Origin of the sequence: Arthrobacter gengyunqii, assembly GCF_023022985.1 — a bacterium.
GTDB classification, from domain to species: Bacteria; Actinomycetota; Actinomycetes; order Actinomycetales; family Micrococcaceae; genus Arthrobacter_B; species Arthrobacter_B gengyunqii.
The window spans coordinates 871,620-888,296 of sequence record NZ_CP095461.1; the positions used below are offsets into that span (position 1 = coordinate 871,620).

The following is a 16,677-nucleotide window of genomic DNA, read 5'->3' on the forward strand; positions in this document are numbered from 1 at the left end:
CAGCAACGTGAAACTCCCCGAAGGTCGGGGGTGGTTTCTTTAGAAGGATGATTAAAAATGGCAACAGGTACTGTGAAATGGTTCAACTCCGAAAAGGGCTTCGGCTTCATCGAGCCCGATGACGGAAGCGCCGACGTTTTCGCTCACTACTCCGCTATCAACTCGAGTGGCTACCGCTCCCTCGAAGAGAACCAGAAGGTTAGCTTCGATACAGAGCAGGGCCCCAAGGGTCCCCAGGCCGTCAACATCCAGGCCCTCTAAATCTAGACTTTGGGTTCCTTAGGGAATCGGCTTGAATCAGCTGCAGGACGGGAAGAAATTCCCGTCCTGCTTCTGCGTTAAAGCCCCGTTTCACGGGCGGACTTGGCCGAAGCGGTCCCGATGCCCTCGGTACAACGGGACCGCTAGCCTTACAACTTGGTCAGCTGTCCGCCTTCCGGTGCCGGAGCCGGCTGAACCTGGGTGGCAGGCTGCGCCGGCGCATCCGGCAGCACGATTGCCCGGCGGCGCTTCTTGGTTTTCACCGACCGTCCGTAGACCAGATACATGGTTGCCCCCATGATGATCATCAGCAACACCGTGTAAACGAAGGTCAGGGCCATCGCATCGCTGATGTTCTCTCCCTGGGTGCTGTTCTTAATCACGATACCCAGCGGCTCGTACAAGGGGTGATAGAGGAACACTGCTGTGTCGTAGTCGTCCAACAGGCTGTTAAAGTTCAGCGCGGTGATGGCCGCCGCCGTTGGCAGCACGATCGGCAGCAGGACCCTCCGGAACGTATACAGCGACTTGGCCCCAAGTATCGCCGACGCATCTTCCAGGCTGTCGCTGATCGAGTAGAAGGCAGCCTTGAGCATGCGAAGCGTGAACGGGATCTTGATGATGATGTAGGCGGCCAGCAGCACCCAGACCGTCCCGGTGAGCACCTGACCGCCAATGAACACTGAAGGCCGGTCGAAGGTCATGATCAGGCCCAGCGCAATCAGCGTGGAGGGCAGGATCCAGGGGATATGCAGGAGGTATTCAGCCACGGCGGTCACCGGGTTTCGGAACTTCTGCACCATCCGGGCCACGAACAGGAGACCCGCGACGACGACGACGGCCGCCACGGCGCTGTAGATGACGCTGACCGCGAAGGGCCGGAAGGCAGACTCATCGGTGAAGACGGTGATGTAGTTGTCGAACGTGAACCGGTCCAGCGACAACGTGGCCGAGGAGATGCTGGCGGTGTCCGTGAAGGAGAAGACAACGATCAGCAGGATGGGCAGGGAATACACGAGAAACAAGGCGTACGCGGCGATGTGAACCAGCACATTGGCCACCGGATTTTCGATCTTCTGCTTCTTCATGCCGGCGGAAACCTTGGACACGGAGAAGTAGGTGCCGCCGCGTTCCACACGGCTCATGATGGCGAGCATCACCACGGTGGCCAGCCCCAGGATCAGGGCGAGAAGTGCGGCGATGTCCCGGGAGGTGGAGGTGCCGGAGAAGGTCAGGATCATCGGGCTGATGGTCTGGAAATTCTCCCCTCCCAGCACCTGGGGTGCCGTCAACGCACTGAGGCCGCCCAGGAACACCAGGATGGTGATGGCGAAAAGCATGGGCCGCATCATGGGCAGCACAATGCGCCACAGAATCCGCAGGGTGGAGGCTCCCATGTTCCGGGCAGCTTCAATGGTTTGGTAATCCACCTTGTTCAGGGCCGAGGAAAGGAACAGCATGTGGTTTGAGGTCGTGGAGAACGTCATGACGAAAACCACGGCAAAGAACCCGCTGAACCATGCCGGATTCATATCGGGAAACCAGTCCAGGAGCAGATTGGTGACAAAGCCGTTCTGGCCATAGATGAACTTGTACCCGGCGACCAGGACAATGCCCCCGTAAATCAGGGTGGTGGCGTAGCCGAGCCACAGAATCCGTGAACCCACAATGTCGAAATACTGGGTGACCAAGACAATGAAAATGCCCACGGCGTTGACTGTCACGGACAGGACAATGGCCAGGATAAAGCTGTTGGCCAAGCTCTTCATGGCCCGGTCCGAGCTCAGCAGTTTCTCGACGGCACGCCCCGAGAACTCTCCCCTGGGAAAGAAGGTCTCGGTTAGCAGATTGATGTTGGGGAGGATCAGGAACGTACTGATGAACCAGACCAGCACAATGGAGGTGACAACCACCAGCGGGGAACGCCACATGCTCTTGACGGAAGTCTTCATCCCGGGCCGCCTAATACTGCAGAACGTTGGCTGGATTGATAAACACGTCCACGCTGTCTCCCACGTCCATCCGGGTCAGGCCGTTCTCCGTCACCAGGGCCTTGATCCGGTTGTGGCCGGCATCGACCGTGTAGCGGCTGTGCATGCCGTGGTAGCTGCGGGAAGAGACCACGCCGTTGACCTTCACAGATCCAGGGCCCGCCGTGAGCGGGTCAAGGGACACCTTTTCCACCCGCAGATATGAGCTCTTCCCCGGGTCCAATGCGGCGGGGGAGTGTTCATTGAGCCGGCGGACCAGTTCCTCATCCAGAACATTGATGTCGCCGATGAAGTTGCAGACAAACTCCGTGGCGGACCGTTCGTAGATTTCTGCCGGCGGTCCCACATGTTCCACCACGCCCTTGTTGAACACCGCAATGCGGTCGGACATGGTGAGCGCTTCGTCCTGGTCATGGGTGACATACACGGTGGTGATGCCGAACTGGCTCTGCAGGTCTTTGAGCTGTCCGCGCAGCTGCACCCGCAGCTTCGCATCCAGGTTGGACAACGGCTCATCCAACAGCAGGATCTTCGGCTTGAGCACCAGGGCGCGGGCAATGGCCACCCGTTGCTGCTGCCCGCCGGAAAGCTCTGCAACATTCTTTTGCAGCTGCTCGTCGCTAAGTTCCATCTGGCCTGCGATCTCGGCCACGAGCCGCGCAGTATCGGACTTGGAATCCTTTCGGACCTTGAGCCCAAAGGCAATGTTTTCCCAGACATTCATGCTGGGGAACAGTGCGTAATTCTGGAAGACCATGCCAATGCTGCGCTTGTCGCTGGAGAGGTGGGTAACCCGCTTGCCGTCGACGAAGACGTCTCCGGCACTGGGACTGATAAAGCCCGCGAGAGTGCGCAGGGCTGTCGTCTTCCCGCATCCTGAAGGACCCAGGAGGGTGAAGAACTCACCCTCCTGGATTTCAAGATCCAGTTTCGGGATGGCGACAAAATCGTCGAACGAAACCTCAATGTTGTCGTACCGGATCATTTTGTTGTTTCCTGTCAGGGCATGTATTCGAGTTCGATCTTTTCCACCCACTGGGAGATGTTGTCCCGGATAAAGAGCCAGTCCAGCTCCTGCGGCGGAATGGACTCATAGGCCGCCAGGACCTCGGGGTCCGTCATCTCCAGGGCCTTCTGGTTAGCGGGCAGGCTGGCGAACTCCGCAGCGAACGCGCCCTGGGTTTCCCCGCTGCCAAACCAGTTGATGAAGCGCTCCGCCTCGTCCTGCTTGTCCGTGCCCTTGATGACTCCCACCTGTTCCACGGCATAGGGGACGCCAATCTCCGGCTCCATGACGCCCGCCGTGACGCCGTACTGCGCCTCGCGGGCGGGGATGCCGCTGATGGTCATCTGGCCCATATCCACGGTGCCGGCCGCCATGCGGGCAAACAGGTCTTCGCCTTCCACCGCCTTGGAACCGTTTTCAAAGTAACCCTGGACCTGCTCCCAGCCTTCATCGGAAATGCCCAGGTCTCCTGACTCGTCCTGGTAACGGGTCAGGATGCTCGCCATGATGATCTGCTGCGTGGCTCCGGCCAGGGTGCTGACGGATTCGTAGCGGCCCTTGTACTGCTCGTCGGTCCAGAGATCAGTCCAATCGGAGGGGGCATCCCCTTCGGCAATGGCGTCGGTGTTGTAAGCCAGGACAATGCCCTGCTGTACGAGCGGCCAGAAAGTCTCGCCGTCACCGAGGCTTTCGTCCACGTCGCCGGACCACTCCGGGGTGTACGGCTCCAGCAGGTCTTCAGCTTTGATTTGTTCGAAGTACATGTTGTTCAGCCCGAAAACGAGGTCGGCAACGGGATTGCCTCCCTCGGCGATGATGCGGTTTGTCAGGTCACCGCCGCCGAGTCCCACAATTTCGATGTTGAAACCGGCGTCCGTCGCCTGCGCCTCGAGCCAGTCACCTTTGCCGTCCGAGTTGGAGTTGGTGTAAATCACGAGCGTGGCGCCCTCGGAACCGCCCTCGTTGCTGGAATCCGTTGAACCGCCGCATCCGGTGAGCAGCAGCGCCGCTGCCAGTCCGGCTCCGATAAATTGTCTACGCACGTCTTCGTGTCCTTTCAATGCCCCGGCCCGGCGCCGCGATTGCCCGAACCTATCCGCAATGGCGCTGACAGGCAATGACCGGCACGGCCAGTCGCGCATCAATTTCCGCTCTGTTCCTGCACGCGTTCATACTATGTAGGACAACCTTTGGCGCGGACGCATTGTCCGCAGCCGCGCGGCACAGCCCGCCCCACCGATGGAGATCAAAAAGATGCGCCGAATTCCCGTCCGCTCGTCGGCTGCCCTTCTGCTGACGGCCCTGACGCTCAGCGCCTGTTCCGCGGGCTCGGGCGGCCAGAGCGGCTCCGGCCAGGACGGTGCGGGGAACGGTCAGGGGAGCGACGGCGTCGTCGTGGCACTGACGGGCGAACCCGCAAACCTGGACTTCACCACCACCGCCGGCGCCGCCATTCCGCAGGCACTGATGGCGAACGTGTACGAGGGTCTGGTGGAAATCGATCAGGACGGGCAAATCCAGCCGCTGCTGGCCGAGTCCTGGGAGATCAGCGATGACCGCACCACCTACACCTTCACCCTGCAGCCGGGAGTGACGTTCTCCAACGGGGAAGCTTTCACCGCCGACGACGTGAAGTTCAGCCTGGAACGGGTGAAGTCGGACGCGTGGCTGTCCAGCCTTAAAACCAAAATGGATGTGGTGGACGGTGTCACGGTTCTGAGCGACACCGAAGTGCGCGTGCAGCTGTCCCGCCCGTCGAATGCCTGGCTCTTCGATCTGGGCACGCCCGTGGGTGCCATGTTCGACGAAAGCGGCGTCGCGGACCTGGCCTCCACCGCCATCGGGACCGGCCCCTTCACCGTCCAGGCCTGGAACCGCGGCGAATCCATCGAGTTGGCGGCACGCACCGACTACTGGGGCGAATCACCCAAGGTGGAGACTGCAACCCTGCGTTACTTCGCTGACGCCGTGGCCACCACCAACGCCCTGCGCTCCGGGGATGTGGACGTGGTCTACAACATGCAGGCTCCCGAACTGCTGCCCACGTTCGCCGGGGACGATGCCTTCCAGGTTCTGGAAGGAACCTCCAACGGCGAGGTCATGCTGTCCATGAACAACGCCCGGCCCCCGTTCGACGACGTGCGCGTTCGTCAGGCCGTGCTGCACGCGATCGACCGCCAAGCCGTTCTGGACACGGCTTGGAGCGGCTACGGCACCCTGGTGGGTGCGCCCGTGCCGCCCACCGACCCGTACTACGAGGACCTCAACAACGCCTATCCCTACGACCCGGAGAAGGCCCGTGCGCTGCTGGCGGAAGCCGGCGCGGAAAACCTGGATATCACCTTCACGGTTCCCACCCGCCCCTACGCCACCGCCGTGTCGGAGATTGTGGTGTCCCAGCTGGCGGAGGCGGGCATCAACGCCACCATCGAATCCGCCGAGTTCCCCGCCGTCTGGCTGGACCAGGTCTTCACCCGCCACGACTATGACATGTCAGTGGTCCTGGCCGTGGAGAGCCGCGATCTGCTCACCATGTTCAACAACCCCGACTACTACCTTGGCTACGACAACGCCAAGATCAAGGACGCTGCGGCCGCAGCGGATGCCGCGGACGAGGCCGGCTACATTTCCGGCATGCAGCAGGTGGTGCGCACCATCAACGACGACGCCGCTGCCAACGTCCTGTTCCTGTTCCCCAACATTGTGGTGGCCAAGGCCGGCGTGACCGGCCTTCCCGCCAACTCGGTCACTGAGGCGCTGGACCTGGGCTCAGCAGGCTGGCAGTAGCAGACCGTGGGAATCCGCCTGCTGATTAACGCTGCCCGGTTTGCCGCCACTTTCCTGGCGGCCACCGTGGCCGTGTTTCTCTTCATGCGCGCCATCCCCGGCGATCCCGCCCAGATAGCCCTGGGCGTCAACGCCACTGAGGAACTGCTGGAGCAGACCCGCCGGGAATTTGGCACCGACCGCCCGCTGGCGGTTCAGTACCTTGACTGGGTTGGCGGATTGTTCCGCGGTGACTTCGGGGTTTCCTATGTCACCCGGCAGGACATCAGCCCCCTGCTGCTGGACCGGCTGCAGGTCTCGCTCATCCTGGTGGGCCTGGCCATGGCCGCGGCGCTGCTCATCGCCGTGCCGTTCGGAACCATTGCCGCGCTGCGGCACCGCAAACCCAGCGGCGTCCTGCTCAGCGGGCTGAGCCAGCTGGGAGTGGCCGTGCCGGGTTTCCTGGCGGCCATCATGCTGGTGGTGGTCTTCGCCGTGGGGCTGGGCTGGTTCCCTGCCAACGGCTGGACACCGCCGGGCGTGGACTTCGCCGATTTCCTGCACCGGGTAACCCTGCCGGTGCTCGCGCTGGCCTCAGTTCAGGGCGCGGTCCTGACCCGCTACGTCCGGTCGGCCGTCCTGGAGGTCATGAGTGAGGACTATCTGCGCACCGCCCGGGCCAAAGGACTGGGCAAGCTGGAAGCACTGGTCAAGCACGGGCTGCGCAATGCTGCGGTTCCGGTGCTGACGGTTGCCAGCGTGCAGTTGGCGGCACTGATCATCGGCGCCGTCGTCATTGAACGTGTCTTTGTCATTCCGGGACTGGGCTCCATGCTCCTGGACGCCGTGGGGAACCGGGACCTGCTCACCGTTCAATCCGTGGTGATGGTGTTGGTGTCCCTCACGCTGATCATCAACCTGGCCGTCGACGTCCTCTACACCATCATTGACCCCCGGCTGAGGAAACGCTCATGAGGACCGCCCGCAGGATCTCTCCCACGCTGCTGGTCGGCGCCGCGCTGGTCTCGGTGGTGGTGCTGGCCGCACTGGTGTCCTTTTTCTGGACCCCCTATGACCCGGTCCGGGCCTTTCCGTCAGACCGGCTGCAGGGCTCCAGTGCCGATCACCTGATGGGCACCGACCGTTACGGGCGCGATGTTTTCTCCGGCATCCTCTACGGAGCCCGGATCACCCTGTCGGTGGGACTGGTCGCCGTGGGCATCGCCGCTCTGATCGGCACCCCGATTGGCATCCTCGCCGGCATGCGCCGGGGAGCGGTGGACGAAGTGGCGATGCGCGGTGCGGACATCCTGCTGGCGTTCCCCGCGCTGCTGCTGGCCATCATGTTCGGGGCGGTGTTCGGCGGCGGAACGACGACGGCGATGGTCGCCATCGGGATTGGCTCCATTCCCGGCTTCGCCCGCGTGGCGCGGTCCGGCACGCTGCAGGTCATGGGCACTGAGTACGTGCTGGCGGCCCGGGCAGCCAGCCAGCCGGCGCTGCGCATTGCCCGCCGGCATGTCCTGCCGAACATCGCGGGCATGGTGGTGGTCCAGTGCTCCGTCACGTTTGGCCTGGCCGTCCTGGCCGAAGCCGCCCTGTCCTTCCTGGGGCTGGGCACACCGCCGCCGGTACCGTCCTGGGGTCGGATGCTGCAGGAATCCCAGCAGTTCCTGGGCACCTATCCATCGCTGGCGATCTGGCCCGGAGCGGCCATTGCCGTGGCGGTGCTGGGCTTTAACCTGCTCGGCGACGGGCTGCGGGACCGGTTCGATCCCAAACTGAACGGAGAGCGCTGATGTCCGCGCCGCATCCGGCATCTGTGCCGTTGTTGGAGGTTGTGGGCCTGCGGGTCAGCGCCGGAAGCCGGGTGCTGGTGAAGGACTTTGCCCTTACCCTGGCCCGCGGCGAACGGGTGGGCCTGATCGGTGAATCCGGCTCCGGAAAATCGGTGACGGCGGCCGCGCTCACGGGACTTCTGCCGGAGGAACTCCAGACCTCCGGAACCGTCCGCCTGGACGGGGTTCCGCACAATCTGGTGGGTGCCTCCGACCGGCAGATGAGCCGTATCCGGGGCCAGCGGACGGGAATGGTGTTCCAGGAACCGCTGAGCGCCCTGAACCCGCTAATGCGCGTGGGCCGGCAGGTGGCTGAGGCGCTGACACAGCACGGAACCCTCCGCAGCCAGGCCGCAGCGGCACGCAGTGTTGAACTCCTGGCTTCCGTGCAGCTGCCCGATCCGGCCGAGGCTGCCCGCGCGTATCCACACCAGCTTTCCGGCGGGCAGCGCCAGCGGGTCATGCTGGCCATGGCCCTCGCCAATGACCCGGACCTGCTGATCTGCGATGAACCGACCACCGCTCTGGACGTAAGCGTGCAGCACCAGATGCTGCAGTTGATCTCGGACGGCGTTGCACGCCGGGGGAGCGGGCTGTTGTTCATCACGCATGACCTGGCCGTGGCGGCAAGCATCTGTGACCGCGTCCTGGTGCTGCGGGACGGAGTCCTCGTGGAACAGGGCGCCACGGCGGACGTGTTCACCCGGCCGCAGCACGACTACACCCGAGGGCTGCTCGCGGCTTCGGACCTGGACGCGACGGACAGCTCCGGACGGTTGTTTACGGTTTCCTCCGCAGCGGGATATGTCCCTGCGGCCGCGCGGAGGCGGGCACCAGCGGAGGAACCCGCAGTGCCGGACGTGCCAAACTCCTCAGTGTCAACCTCGACAGTGCCAGAATCGGCACGGCCGGGCGACGGCGCACATTCGGACATCCGGAACGCCGAGCCCCTGATCCGGGTAAGCGGCCTCAACCGCACCTACCGCCGCGGGCGCAGCTCACTCTTCCGTGCCCCTTCGGAGGTCCACGCGCTCCGCGACGTGTCCTTCGAGGTCGCCGCCGGGCAGCGGTTCGGCATTGTCGGTGAATCCGGATCCGGCAAATCCACCCTGTTGCGGATCCTCGCCGGGCTGGACCAGCCGACGTCGGGCTCCGTGCAGGTGGCCGGCAACGAGGTGGCCGGTTCGCGGGAAAGCGAACTGCTGGAGCTGCGCCGTCAGCTCCAGATTGTCTTCCAGGATCCGTTGGGATCCCTCAACCCCCGCATGCGGGTGCGGGACCTGATCGCAGAACCGCTGCTGCTGCCCGGGGAGCCGGTGGCCGCACGGCACCATGCCGGCAGGGTCGCGGAAATGCTGAACGCCGTGGGCCTGCCCCCGGACGCCGCGGAACGCTTTCCGCACCAGTTCTCCGGGGGGCAGCGTCAACGGATTGCGATAGCCCGCGCGCTGATCTGCGAACCGCGCATCCTGGTGGCCGATGAACCGGTGAGCGCCCTGGATGTTTCGGTGCGGGCGCAGGTGCTGAACCTGCTCGCGGACCTGGTGGATAAATACCGGCTCACGCTCGTGTTTGTCTCCCACGACCTGGGCGTCGTGAAGCACCTGTGCGACACCGTCGCGGTGATGCACCAGGGCCGGATCGTGGAGTCCGGGCCCACCGGTCAGGTCTACGCCGCCCCTGAGCATGAATACACCCAACGGCTAGTGGCGTCCTCGCTGTCCCTGCAGTCCGGCTCAAGCCTGCCGACCTAGTCCACGTCGGGGGCCCAGGACACAGAAGGCAAGGGCTCAGGACACAGAAGGCAATACGGCAGGAACAGCGGAAGATGTGGCTATACTTCCAAACAGCTTCAAGAACTGCGGCCGCCAAGCTCCGACTTGGCCGCATACCAACCCCACGCTCGTTGGGTGGTTCGGATGAAGAAGTGGCCTGCACTCGCCCTTCGGGCAACCGGTGCGGGCAAGAGCACGCCGAAAGGACCGGCGCACGTCGCCGTATTCTCATGGACAATTCCGTTGATACCGCTGACCGACAGACCGCCGGCCGGTTTGCTGACGCTGACAATCACCGCCGTGTCGCCGAACCCCGCGGTGTTTCGCTCCAGGACTACCGGGTTATCACCGCTGCCCGCAGAGAGTTCCTGGACTTCCTGCTGGCACGCACCGAGCATCGGACATGAACGGCCAGGCCGGGCTGTTGCTGGATACGCCCGTACTGTCTGACATCCGCAGCCCTGATCCCAGCGCTGCGCTGAGGGACTTTCTGCAGCGCCGCAGCAACCTGCGGATCTTCATTTCTGCGCTGACCCTGGGAGACCTGCCAAAGCCAAACCGCGCCTGGCTGCAGGAGCTTACCGGCCGCTTCGGCTGCCATATCCTGCCGGTGGACCCCGGGGTGGCACTGGCGTCCACGGGATTGGACCACGACGCCGGCACCCTCACCGTGGTGGTGGCCGCCACCGCCCTGCACCATGATCTGACGGTGGTGACGGACCGGCCGGAGGATTTCCGCCGGCTGGGGGCCTCCGCGGTTGATCCGTGGAGACCTGCCCCCGAACCTGCGCAGCCTGTCTAGACCGAGCGCTCCAGAGCAGCCTCCAGCAGTTCCAGCTGCCGAAGTCCGTCCTTGCGCATTAGCCGTCAAAGCCGAGGCAACCGCAGGCTGAAACGTGCCGGCCCTGATTCCGGCCAGCGTCAACACATGTGGGACAATGCATACATCCCAGTGACCGTCAGCACACCCGCTTTCGGCTGCCCAAAACCAGAGTTAGGAGTGCTGGCCCATGGCCGATGAAAGCACTATTCCCCCGTCACGGGTCGCGCACGCGGACCGGATAGATGATGACGGCGGTGCCCCCGCCAAATGGAAGGTCGTCGGTCCCGGACTCGTGGTGGCCGCCACCGGTGTTGGCGCCGCGGACATGGTCGCCACGCTCGTCGCCGGATCCCGGTACGGGTACGGGCTGCTCTGGGCGGTCATTCTCGGCGTCATCCTGAAAATCATCCTCGTTGAGGGCGCGGGACGCTATACCCTGGCCACCGGCAAGACGATTTTCGAAGGATGGCGCTCACTCGGCAAGTGGACCACCTGGTACTTCGGTCCTTACATCATGATCTGGGGCTTCGTTTACGGAGCCACGGCCATGTCCTCCGCCGCACTGCCCCTGGCCGCGCTGTTCCCCGCGGTTGATCTGTGGGTCTTTGCCATTCTCATGGGCCTGGCCGGTTTCGCCATGGTGTGGTTCGGGCGCTATGCCACCTTCGAAAAAATCACTGCGGTGCTGGTGGGCATCATGTTCGTCACCGTGGTGGGGCTGGCAGTCATCGCCGCGCCGAATATTCCGGAAATGATGTCGGGCCTTGTTCCCGTCATCCCCGAAGGCGGCCTGGTGTACACCCTGGCCCTCGCCGGCGGTGTGGGCGGAACCATCACCCTGGCGGCGTACGGCTACTGGCTGCGGGAAAAGGGGTGGTACACGCCCAAGTGGATGCGGGTCATGCGCATCGACAATTCGATGGCGTACGTCATGACCGGCATCTTTGTGATCGCCATGCTGATTGTCGGTGCTGAAGTGGTCCGTTCCGCCGGCATCTCCCTCAGCTCAGGTGACGAAGGCCTGCTGGATCTTTACGACGTGCTCAAGGCCGAGTACGGCGACGTTGTGGGCACGGGCTTCCTGGTCGGTTTCTGGGCTGCCTCCTTCTCCTCGATCATCGGTGTCTGGAACGGTGTTTCCCTGATGTTCGCCGATTTCTGGGGCAACATGCGCGGCAAGGAATCCGGTCACGAGGACACCCGGGTGGGCGGAAAGTACTTCAAGTTCTACCTCCTGTGGCTGACCTTCCCGCCGATGCTGCTGTTCATCCTGGGCAAGCCCATCGGGCTGATCCTGGCCTACGGCGTCCTGGGCTCGCTGTTCATGCCCTTCCTGGCGATCACGCTGCTGGGGCTGCTCAACGGCCGCCGCGTCCCCAAGGCCTGGGCCAACAAGCTGCACACCAACATCGCCCTGGGCATCACCGCTCTGCTGTTCATTGCGCTTGGTGTCCAGCAGGTCATCGACGCCATCATCAAGGCCTTCTGACCTGGTTCCGGGCGGATCCGAACGGGATTCCATCCGGGACAAACGGGCTGAAATCCCGGCTTCCAAACTGCCCTGCCGCGACGTTCGCGGCAGGGCAGTTTAGCGCAACGGAGACACTTCTGCGAGAGGTCCCGGAGGGGGTAAAAAAACTCGTCACGGGCCATCCACGCCATGATTTCCCTCGGCTACGCTGGAAAGGCGAGAAGAGGTTGCAGCATGGATAGTTTCGCAGCAGATGGCCCCAATCGGCTCATTTCAGGGCGATACCGACTCATCGAACCCATAGGCCACGGTGGCATGGCCACCGTCTATCGTGGACAGGACGAGGCTCTCGGCCGAGACATCGCCGTGAAACTCTTCCGGGCCAGCGCCGTCGCTCCAGACGACGTTGGCCGCCAGGAAACCGAAATGCGTTTACTGGCGTCTCTCTCACACCCGGGCCTGGTAACACTGTTTGACGCCGGCAAGGACGATGCCGGACGTGACGACGGCGAAGCGGGCGAACCCCGCGCCTTCTTGGTGATGGAACTGGTTGACGGCCCGGACCTGCGGAAGCGGCTTCGCGATGCCGATCCGCTGAGCCCTCCGGACGTCGCCCACATCGGAGCTGAACTGGCCGGGGCGCTGGCATACATCCACGGGCGCGGAGTTATCCACCGGGATGTGAAGCCGGCGAATATCCTCCTGCCCCCGGCAATCTCGGGGACCCTCCCACGGGCCAAACTTACCGATTTCGGGATAGCACGCATGTTGGACGGCGCACGGATTACGGCTACCAACTCCACCCTCGGCACCGCCAACTATCTGAGCCCGGAACAGGCCAGTTCCAAGGACGTTGGGTTTTCCAGTGACATCTATTCCCTGGGACTGGTGCTCCTCGAGGCCGTGACCGGGCGCATCGAGTTCGGCGGCAGCGCCGTGGAAGCTGCCATCGCCCGGCTGAGCCGCAATCCCGAGGTGCCGGACGCCCTCGGATCCTACTGGTGCTCGCTGCTCAGGGCCATGACCTCCCGCGATCCTGATCAGCGGCCAACGGCAGCGGAAGTGTCAGCGGCGCTGCTCGAGTACCGCTGGGAGATGCAGGCAAAGCCCACGACGGCTCCGCGAAACCGGGAGGAAGACTGGGAAGCCGACGACGGCGGGGAGCCCACCGCCGACGTCGTGATCCGTACTTCCGGTGAGGCGGGCCGGGATCCGGCACTGGAAAGCGGGCCGGCACCGGATTCCGAGCCCGACCGCGGGGAAAGCGAGCCGGCACCGGTGGAACGGCAAGAGTTGCCGGCTTCGGCGGCGGGAGGTACCTCAGCTCCGGCTCCACCGCCCATGCCGCCCCGCGTGGGACCCGCTCAGAGACGGTCCGCCTCGGCGTCGGCTTCCCTGCATGCGGTGCCCGGGCGTCCCACAAGGCTGGCGCTGGCAGGGCGGACGCTGCTGGGATTCGTGGCCGTGGCGGTCCTGGCCATGGCAGTGATCATGGTGGCCGACCGCATGGGTATCTTTCCCCAAGACCCGGGCTATCCGGCAGTCCCCGGCCAGCTGGGGGAGCACCTTCGCCAACTGCAGGAAAGCGTCACGCCGTGAGTCGGCTGAGAATGGTGTCCGTGGCTGCGGTCCTGCTGGCGGGCACCGCTTTGACCGGCTGTGAGTCCGCCGGACTTGAGCCGGGCACTGCGGAGGAGCTCCAGGGAGAGGTGTCCGCCGTAACAGAGGCAGCCTCTGCCGGCCGCTACCAGGAGGCTCTTCAGGACCTGGACGACCTGACGGTTCGGCTGGAGACCGCCACGCGACAGGGGGAGGTGTCCGCGAACCGCGGGCAGCGGATCGGCGAGGCCATCGACGCCGTGCGGCTGAGCCTGGAGACTGAGATCTCCCTGCAGAAATGAGCTGCCGGATCCAGGGACAGAACCGGAGATAATGGGTTCATGACCTCAGCTGCTCGTGCCTCTGACCCTGCCCCCGCTTCCAACCGCACGTCAGCCGTACCCGCGCCGGGCGACCGGTGCCCCTGCCTGAGCGGGGAAACCTATGCCGGCTGCTGCGGCAGATACCACTCCGGAGCCGGGAACGCCCCCACAGCCGAGGCCCTGATGCGCTCCCGTTACTCTGCCTTCGCCGTAGGCGACCAGCCGTACCTGCTGAGGACCTGGCACCCGTCGACCCGTCCGGATCGTCTGGAACTGGACGGAGACCTGCAGTGGCGCCGTCTGGACATCGTGGAGACCTCTGACGGCGGACCGCTTGACGGGCAGGGAGTTGTCCGGTTCCGGGCCCACTACCGGGACGGAGCCGCACGCGGAATACAGGAAGAAACCAGCCGCTTTGTCCGCGTCGACGGAGTCTGGCTCTATCTGGACGGTGAATAGCACGCGGCTCTTCCGTGTCCTCGTGTCCGGCTCCTAGGCTGGAATGGACCGATCAGGGGCGCTGCGCTCCGTGTTCCGGAATCCGCCGGACCAGGCTGCTGAGGCGGCCTGACATCAAGGATCGGTCCGAACAGACGAGGACACCATGAAAGCACTTGTCTATGACGGTCCGGGACAGAAATCGTGGAAGGACGTTCCGAATCCGCAGATCCAGGAGCCGCGCGACGCCATCGTCAAGATCGACGCCACGACCATCTGCGGCACAGACCTTCACATCCTCAAGGGAGACGTCCCGGCCGTGACCCCGGGCCGGATCCTGGGCCATGAGGGCGTGGGTACCATCACCGAAATCGGCAGCGGCGTCAGCAACTTTAAAGTGGGCGACAAGGTCATCCTGTCCTGTGTGTCGGCCGACGGTTCCTGCACCTTCTGCCGCGACGGACTGTACTCCCACTGTGTCGGCGAGGAAGGCAGCTCCGGCATCGGATGGATTTTCGGACACCTGATTGACGGCACCCAGGCCGAATACGTGCGGGCTCCGTATGCCGACACGTCGCTGTACCACCTGCCGGAGGAGGTCTCCGCTGAGCACGGAGTGCTGCTCAGCGACATCTTCCCCACGGGCTTCGAAATGGGAGTGCAGTACGGGCAGACGAAACCGGGTGACGTCGTGGCCGTGATCGGCGCCGGGCCGGTTGGCCTGGCGGTCATCGCCACGGCAAAGCTTTACGGGGCGGCGAAAGTCATTGCCGTCGATTTGGACGCGAACCGGGTGGAGCAGGCACGCAAGTTCGGTGCCACGCACGGGGTGAATTCCGGTGATTCCGACTGGCGCGAGCAAATCATGGCCCAGACTGACGGATGGGGAGTGGACGTTGCCGTGGAGGCGGTGGGCATACCGGCCACCTTCGAAATGTGCACGAACATTGTCCGCCCCGGCGGAAACGTCGCCAACGTGGGAGTGCACGGGAAGCCGGTCAGCCTGGAGCTGGACCGGCTCTGGATCGAGAACATCAACATCAGCATGGGCCTGGTGAACACCAACACCCTGCCCATGCTGCTGAAGCTGGTTGCCGAGGGAAAGCTGCCGGCCGAGGAGTTCATCAGCCACCGCTATCCGCTCCATGACATCCTGACGGCCTATGACACGTTTTCCCGGGCCGCGGAAACTGACGCGCTGAAGGTCATCCTTCAAGCCTAAGCAGTGTCCGATTTCCGGTTCCCGGACCGCAGGCCGCCGTTCCACCGGCGGCCTGCGGTCCTTTTGCTGCCCGCCTTGCAGCGGAGACATAATGGAGGCGGCGCTCCAATCGACCGCCCCCATCTTCGCGAAAGAGGTTTCCATGTCAGCCGGCACCATGCTTGCAGGACGTTTGAACATCGAGACGAAGGAGTTTGCGCTTCAGGAAGTTCCCGTTCCGGAACCCGGGCCCGGGTTTGTCCGCGTCAAAGTGGGTGCGGCAGGTGTCTGCCTCTCGGATGTTCATCTGATTCAAGGCCTGCTGCGTCCGCAGTTCCTCCGGGGCAGCGAAGTGACGCTTGGTCATGAGGTGGCCGGCACCGTGGATCTCCCCGGCCCGGGCGTGACCTCGGCGAAGCCCGGAGACCGCGTGGTCATTCAGGCCGGCTACGAGTACAACGGCACCACCCTCACCATGGGCGTGGACTACGACGGCGGCTGGGCCGAATTCGTCGTCGTGCCGGCGGGCGTCCTGGTGCCGCTGGGAGACGACATTCCCTTTGACCAGGCCTCAATTATTCCGGATGCCGTCTCCACTCCCTGGGGTGCCATCTCCTCTACCGCCGATGTGCGCGCCGGAGAAGCCGTGGGTGTCTGGGGCATCGGCGGACTGGGCGCACACGGCGTCCAGCTGCTGCGCCTGATCGGGGCGGCGCCCATCATCGCGGTGGACCCCATCGCCGAGGCCCGCGACCGCGCCCTGGAATTCGGCGCTGACTACGCCCTGGATCCGATGGCGGAAGACTTTTCGGATGCCATGAAGGCGGCCACCGCGGGCAAGGGACTGGACGTGGCCCTGGACTTTGCCGGCGTTGACGCCGTGCGTGCCCAGGCGATCAAATGCCTGGGCCGGCACGGCCGGCTGGTCCTGGTGGGACTGAGCGGCACCCCGATCACCATCGCTGACAGCACCGGGTTCTCCTATGCGCGCAAGCAGATTCTGGGCCACTACGGTTCCGAAGCCCATCACGTGCCGCAGCTGGTGGACCTGACCCGGCTGGGCCGGCTGGACTTCGCCAAGTCCATCAGCGGCCGTATTCCGCTCAGTGAAGCAGCGGAGGCGGTCAGGGCGCTGGACGCCAAGGAGGGCAACCCGATCCGTCTGGTGCTGATTCCGTAAGCTGC

Annotated in this window: 16 protein-coding genes and 1 riboswitch; of the genes, 13 read left to right on the forward strand and 3 right to left on the reverse strand. The window is 64.1% G+C overall.

The features are described from left to right. Nucleotides 1-57 precede the first annotated feature (57 nt). Nucleotides 58-261 carry a cold-shock protein gene (locus MUG94_RS03975; RefSeq protein WP_104055094.1) on the forward strand — a complete coding sequence of 68 codons (204 nt, stop codon included), beginning with the start codon at nucleotides 58-60 and terminating at the stop codon, nucleotides 259-261. Between the two features lie 149 nt (nucleotides 262-410). Here MUG94_RS03975 and MUG94_RS03980 read toward each other — a convergent pair whose 3' ends face one another. Genes MUG94_RS03980 through MUG94_RS03990 form a run of 3 tightly spaced genes read right to left on the reverse strand, consistent with a single transcriptional unit; the run spans nucleotide 411 to nucleotide 4,301 of the window. After that, entirely contained in the window at nucleotides 411-2,213 is a 1,803-nt protein-coding gene (locus MUG94_RS03980) for an ABC transporter permease (protein WP_227908502.1), read from the reverse strand. A gap of 10 nt (nucleotides 2,214-2,223) precedes the next feature. Next, the gene (locus MUG94_RS03985; RefSeq protein WP_227908503.1) at nucleotides 2,224-3,237 is read right to left on the reverse strand and encodes an ABC transporter ATP-binding protein; all 1,014 of its coding nucleotides are present in this window, start codon (nucleotides 3,235-3,237) and stop codon (nucleotides 2,224-2,226) included. 14 nt (nucleotides 3,238-3,251) lie between these two features. After that, entirely contained in the window at nucleotides 3,252-4,301 is a 1,050-nt protein-coding gene (locus tag MUG94_RS03990) for an extracellular solute-binding protein (protein ID WP_227908504.1), read from the reverse strand. Nucleotides 4,302-4,512: 211 nt separating this feature from the next. On the opposite strand from MUG94_RS03990, the gene MUG94_RS03995 reads away from it, so the two are divergent. The 12 genes from MUG94_RS03995 (at nucleotide 4,513) to MUG94_RS04050 (ending at nucleotide 16,672) form a co-directional block, all read left to right on the forward strand. Further along, entirely contained in the window at nucleotides 4,513-6,045 is a 1,533-nt protein-coding gene (locus tag MUG94_RS03995; protein WP_227908505.1) for an ABC transporter substrate-binding protein, read from the forward strand. 6 nt (nucleotides 6,046-6,051) lie between these two features. Next, the gene (locus MUG94_RS04000; RefSeq protein WP_227908506.1) at nucleotides 6,052-6,999 is read left to right on the forward strand and encodes an ABC transporter permease; all 948 of its coding nucleotides are present in this window, start codon (nucleotides 6,052-6,054) and stop codon (nucleotides 6,997-6,999) included. Beyond that, nucleotides 6,996-7,823, forward strand: a complete 828-nt coding sequence (locus MUG94_RS04005; protein WP_227908507.1) for an ABC transporter permease — start codon at nucleotides 6,996-6,998, stop codon at nucleotides 7,821-7,823. The genes MUG94_RS04000 and MUG94_RS04005 overlap by 4 nt, the downstream gene beginning before the upstream one ends. After that, nucleotides 7,823-9,616 carry a dipeptide ABC transporter ATP-binding protein gene (locus tag MUG94_RS04010; protein WP_227908508.1) on the forward strand — a complete coding sequence of 598 codons (1,794 nt, stop codon included), beginning with the start codon at nucleotides 7,823-7,825 and terminating at the stop codon, nucleotides 9,614-9,616. Before MUG94_RS04005 ends, MUG94_RS04010 begins: the two co-directional genes overlap by 1 nt. Before the next feature lie 96 nt (nucleotides 9,617-9,712). Beyond that, nucleotides 9,713-9,837, forward strand: a riboswitch (SAM riboswitch). 30 nt (nucleotides 9,838-9,867) lie between these two features. Then, complete coding sequence (locus MUG94_RS04015; protein WP_227908509.1) at nucleotides 9,868-10,044, forward strand: hypothetical protein; 177 nt, start codon at nucleotides 9,868-9,870, stop codon at nucleotides 10,042-10,044. Beyond that, on the forward strand, nucleotides 10,041-10,439 hold the full coding sequence (locus MUG94_RS04020; RefSeq protein WP_227908510.1) for a PIN domain-containing protein: 399 nt from the start codon (nucleotides 10,041-10,043) through the stop codon (nucleotides 10,437-10,439). The genes MUG94_RS04015 and MUG94_RS04020 overlap by 4 nt, the downstream gene beginning before the upstream one ends. Before the next feature lie 208 nt (nucleotides 10,440-10,647). Next, a complete protein-coding gene (locus MUG94_RS04025) occupies nucleotides 10,648-11,949 on the forward strand; it encodes an Nramp family divalent metal transporter (protein ID WP_227891564.1) in 1,302 nt (433 codons plus the stop codon). 216 nt (nucleotides 11,950-12,165) lie between these two features. Next, nucleotides 12,166-13,530 (forward strand): serine/threonine-protein kinase, encoded by a 1,365-nt coding sequence (locus tag MUG94_RS04030; RefSeq protein WP_227908511.1) that lies wholly within the window; start codon nucleotides 12,166-12,168, stop codon nucleotides 13,528-13,530. Continuing rightward, complete coding sequence (locus MUG94_RS04035; protein ID WP_227891562.1) at nucleotides 13,527-13,832, forward strand: hypothetical protein; 306 nt, start codon at nucleotides 13,527-13,529, stop codon at nucleotides 13,830-13,832. The genes MUG94_RS04030 and MUG94_RS04035 overlap by 4 nt, the downstream gene beginning before the upstream one ends. 39 nt (nucleotides 13,833-13,871) lie before the next feature. Beyond that, nucleotides 13,872-14,312, forward strand: a complete 441-nt coding sequence (locus MUG94_RS04040) for a YchJ family protein (RefSeq protein ID WP_227908512.1) — start codon at nucleotides 13,872-13,874, stop codon at nucleotides 14,310-14,312. A 145-nt stretch (nucleotides 14,313-14,457) separates the two neighbouring features. Continuing rightward, complete coding sequence (locus MUG94_RS04045; protein WP_227908513.1) at nucleotides 14,458-15,513, forward strand: zinc-dependent alcohol dehydrogenase family protein; 1,056 nt, start codon at nucleotides 14,458-14,460, stop codon at nucleotides 15,511-15,513. Nucleotides 15,514-15,655: 142 nt separating this feature from the next. Continuing rightward, entirely contained in the window at nucleotides 15,656-16,672 is a 1,017-nt protein-coding gene (locus tag MUG94_RS04050; RefSeq protein WP_227908514.1) for a zinc-binding dehydrogenase, read from the forward strand. Nucleotides 16,673-16,677: the final 5 nt, after the last annotated feature.

Bases quoted from the DNA above. Each gene is read 5' to 3' on its own strand.
- MUG94_RS04030 (WP_227908511.1), top strand. From the start codon at position 12,166: ATGGATAGTTTCGCAGCAGATGGCCCCAATCGGCTCATTTCAGGGCGA.
- MUG94_RS04025 (WP_227891564.1), top strand. From the start codon at position 10,648: ATGGCCGATGAAAGCACTATTCCCCCGTCACGGGTCGCGCACGCGGAC.
- MUG94_RS04005 (WP_227908507.1), top strand. From the start codon at position 6,996: ATGAGGACCGCCCGCAGGATCTCTCCCACGCTGCTGGTCGGCGCCGCG.
- MUG94_RS04020 (WP_227908510.1), top strand. From the start codon at position 10,041: ATGAACGGCCAGGCCGGGCTGTTGCTGGATACGCCCGTACTGTCTGAC.
- MUG94_RS04010 (WP_227908508.1), top strand. From the start codon at position 7,823: ATGTCCGCGCCGCATCCGGCATCTGTGCCGTTGTTGGAGGTTGTGGGC.
- MUG94_RS03985 (WP_227908503.1), bottom strand. From the start codon at position 3,237: ATGATCCGGTACGACAACATTGAGGTTTCGTTCGACGATTTTGTCGCC.
- MUG94_RS03980 (WP_227908502.1), bottom strand. From the start codon at position 2,213: ATGAAGACTTCCGTCAAGAGCATGTGGCGTTCCCCGCTGGTGGTTGTC.
- MUG94_RS04015 (WP_227908509.1), top strand. From the start codon at position 9,868: ATGGACAATTCCGTTGATACCGCTGACCGACAGACCGCCGGCCGGTTT.
- MUG94_RS03975 (WP_104055094.1), top strand. From the start codon at position 58: ATGGCAACAGGTACTGTGAAATGGTTCAACTCCGAAAAGGGCTTCGGC.
- MUG94_RS04050 (WP_227908514.1), top strand. From the start codon at position 15,656: ATGTCAGCCGGCACCATGCTTGCAGGACGTTTGAACATCGAGACGAAG.
- MUG94_RS03995 (WP_227908505.1), top strand. From the start codon at position 4,513: ATGCGCCGAATTCCCGTCCGCTCGTCGGCTGCCCTTCTGCTGACGGCC.
- MUG94_RS04040 (WP_227908512.1), top strand. From the start codon at position 13,872: ATGACCTCAGCTGCTCGTGCCTCTGACCCTGCCCCCGCTTCCAACCGC.
- MUG94_RS04045 (WP_227908513.1), top strand. From the start codon at position 14,458: ATGAAAGCACTTGTCTATGACGGTCCGGGACAGAAATCGTGGAAGGAC.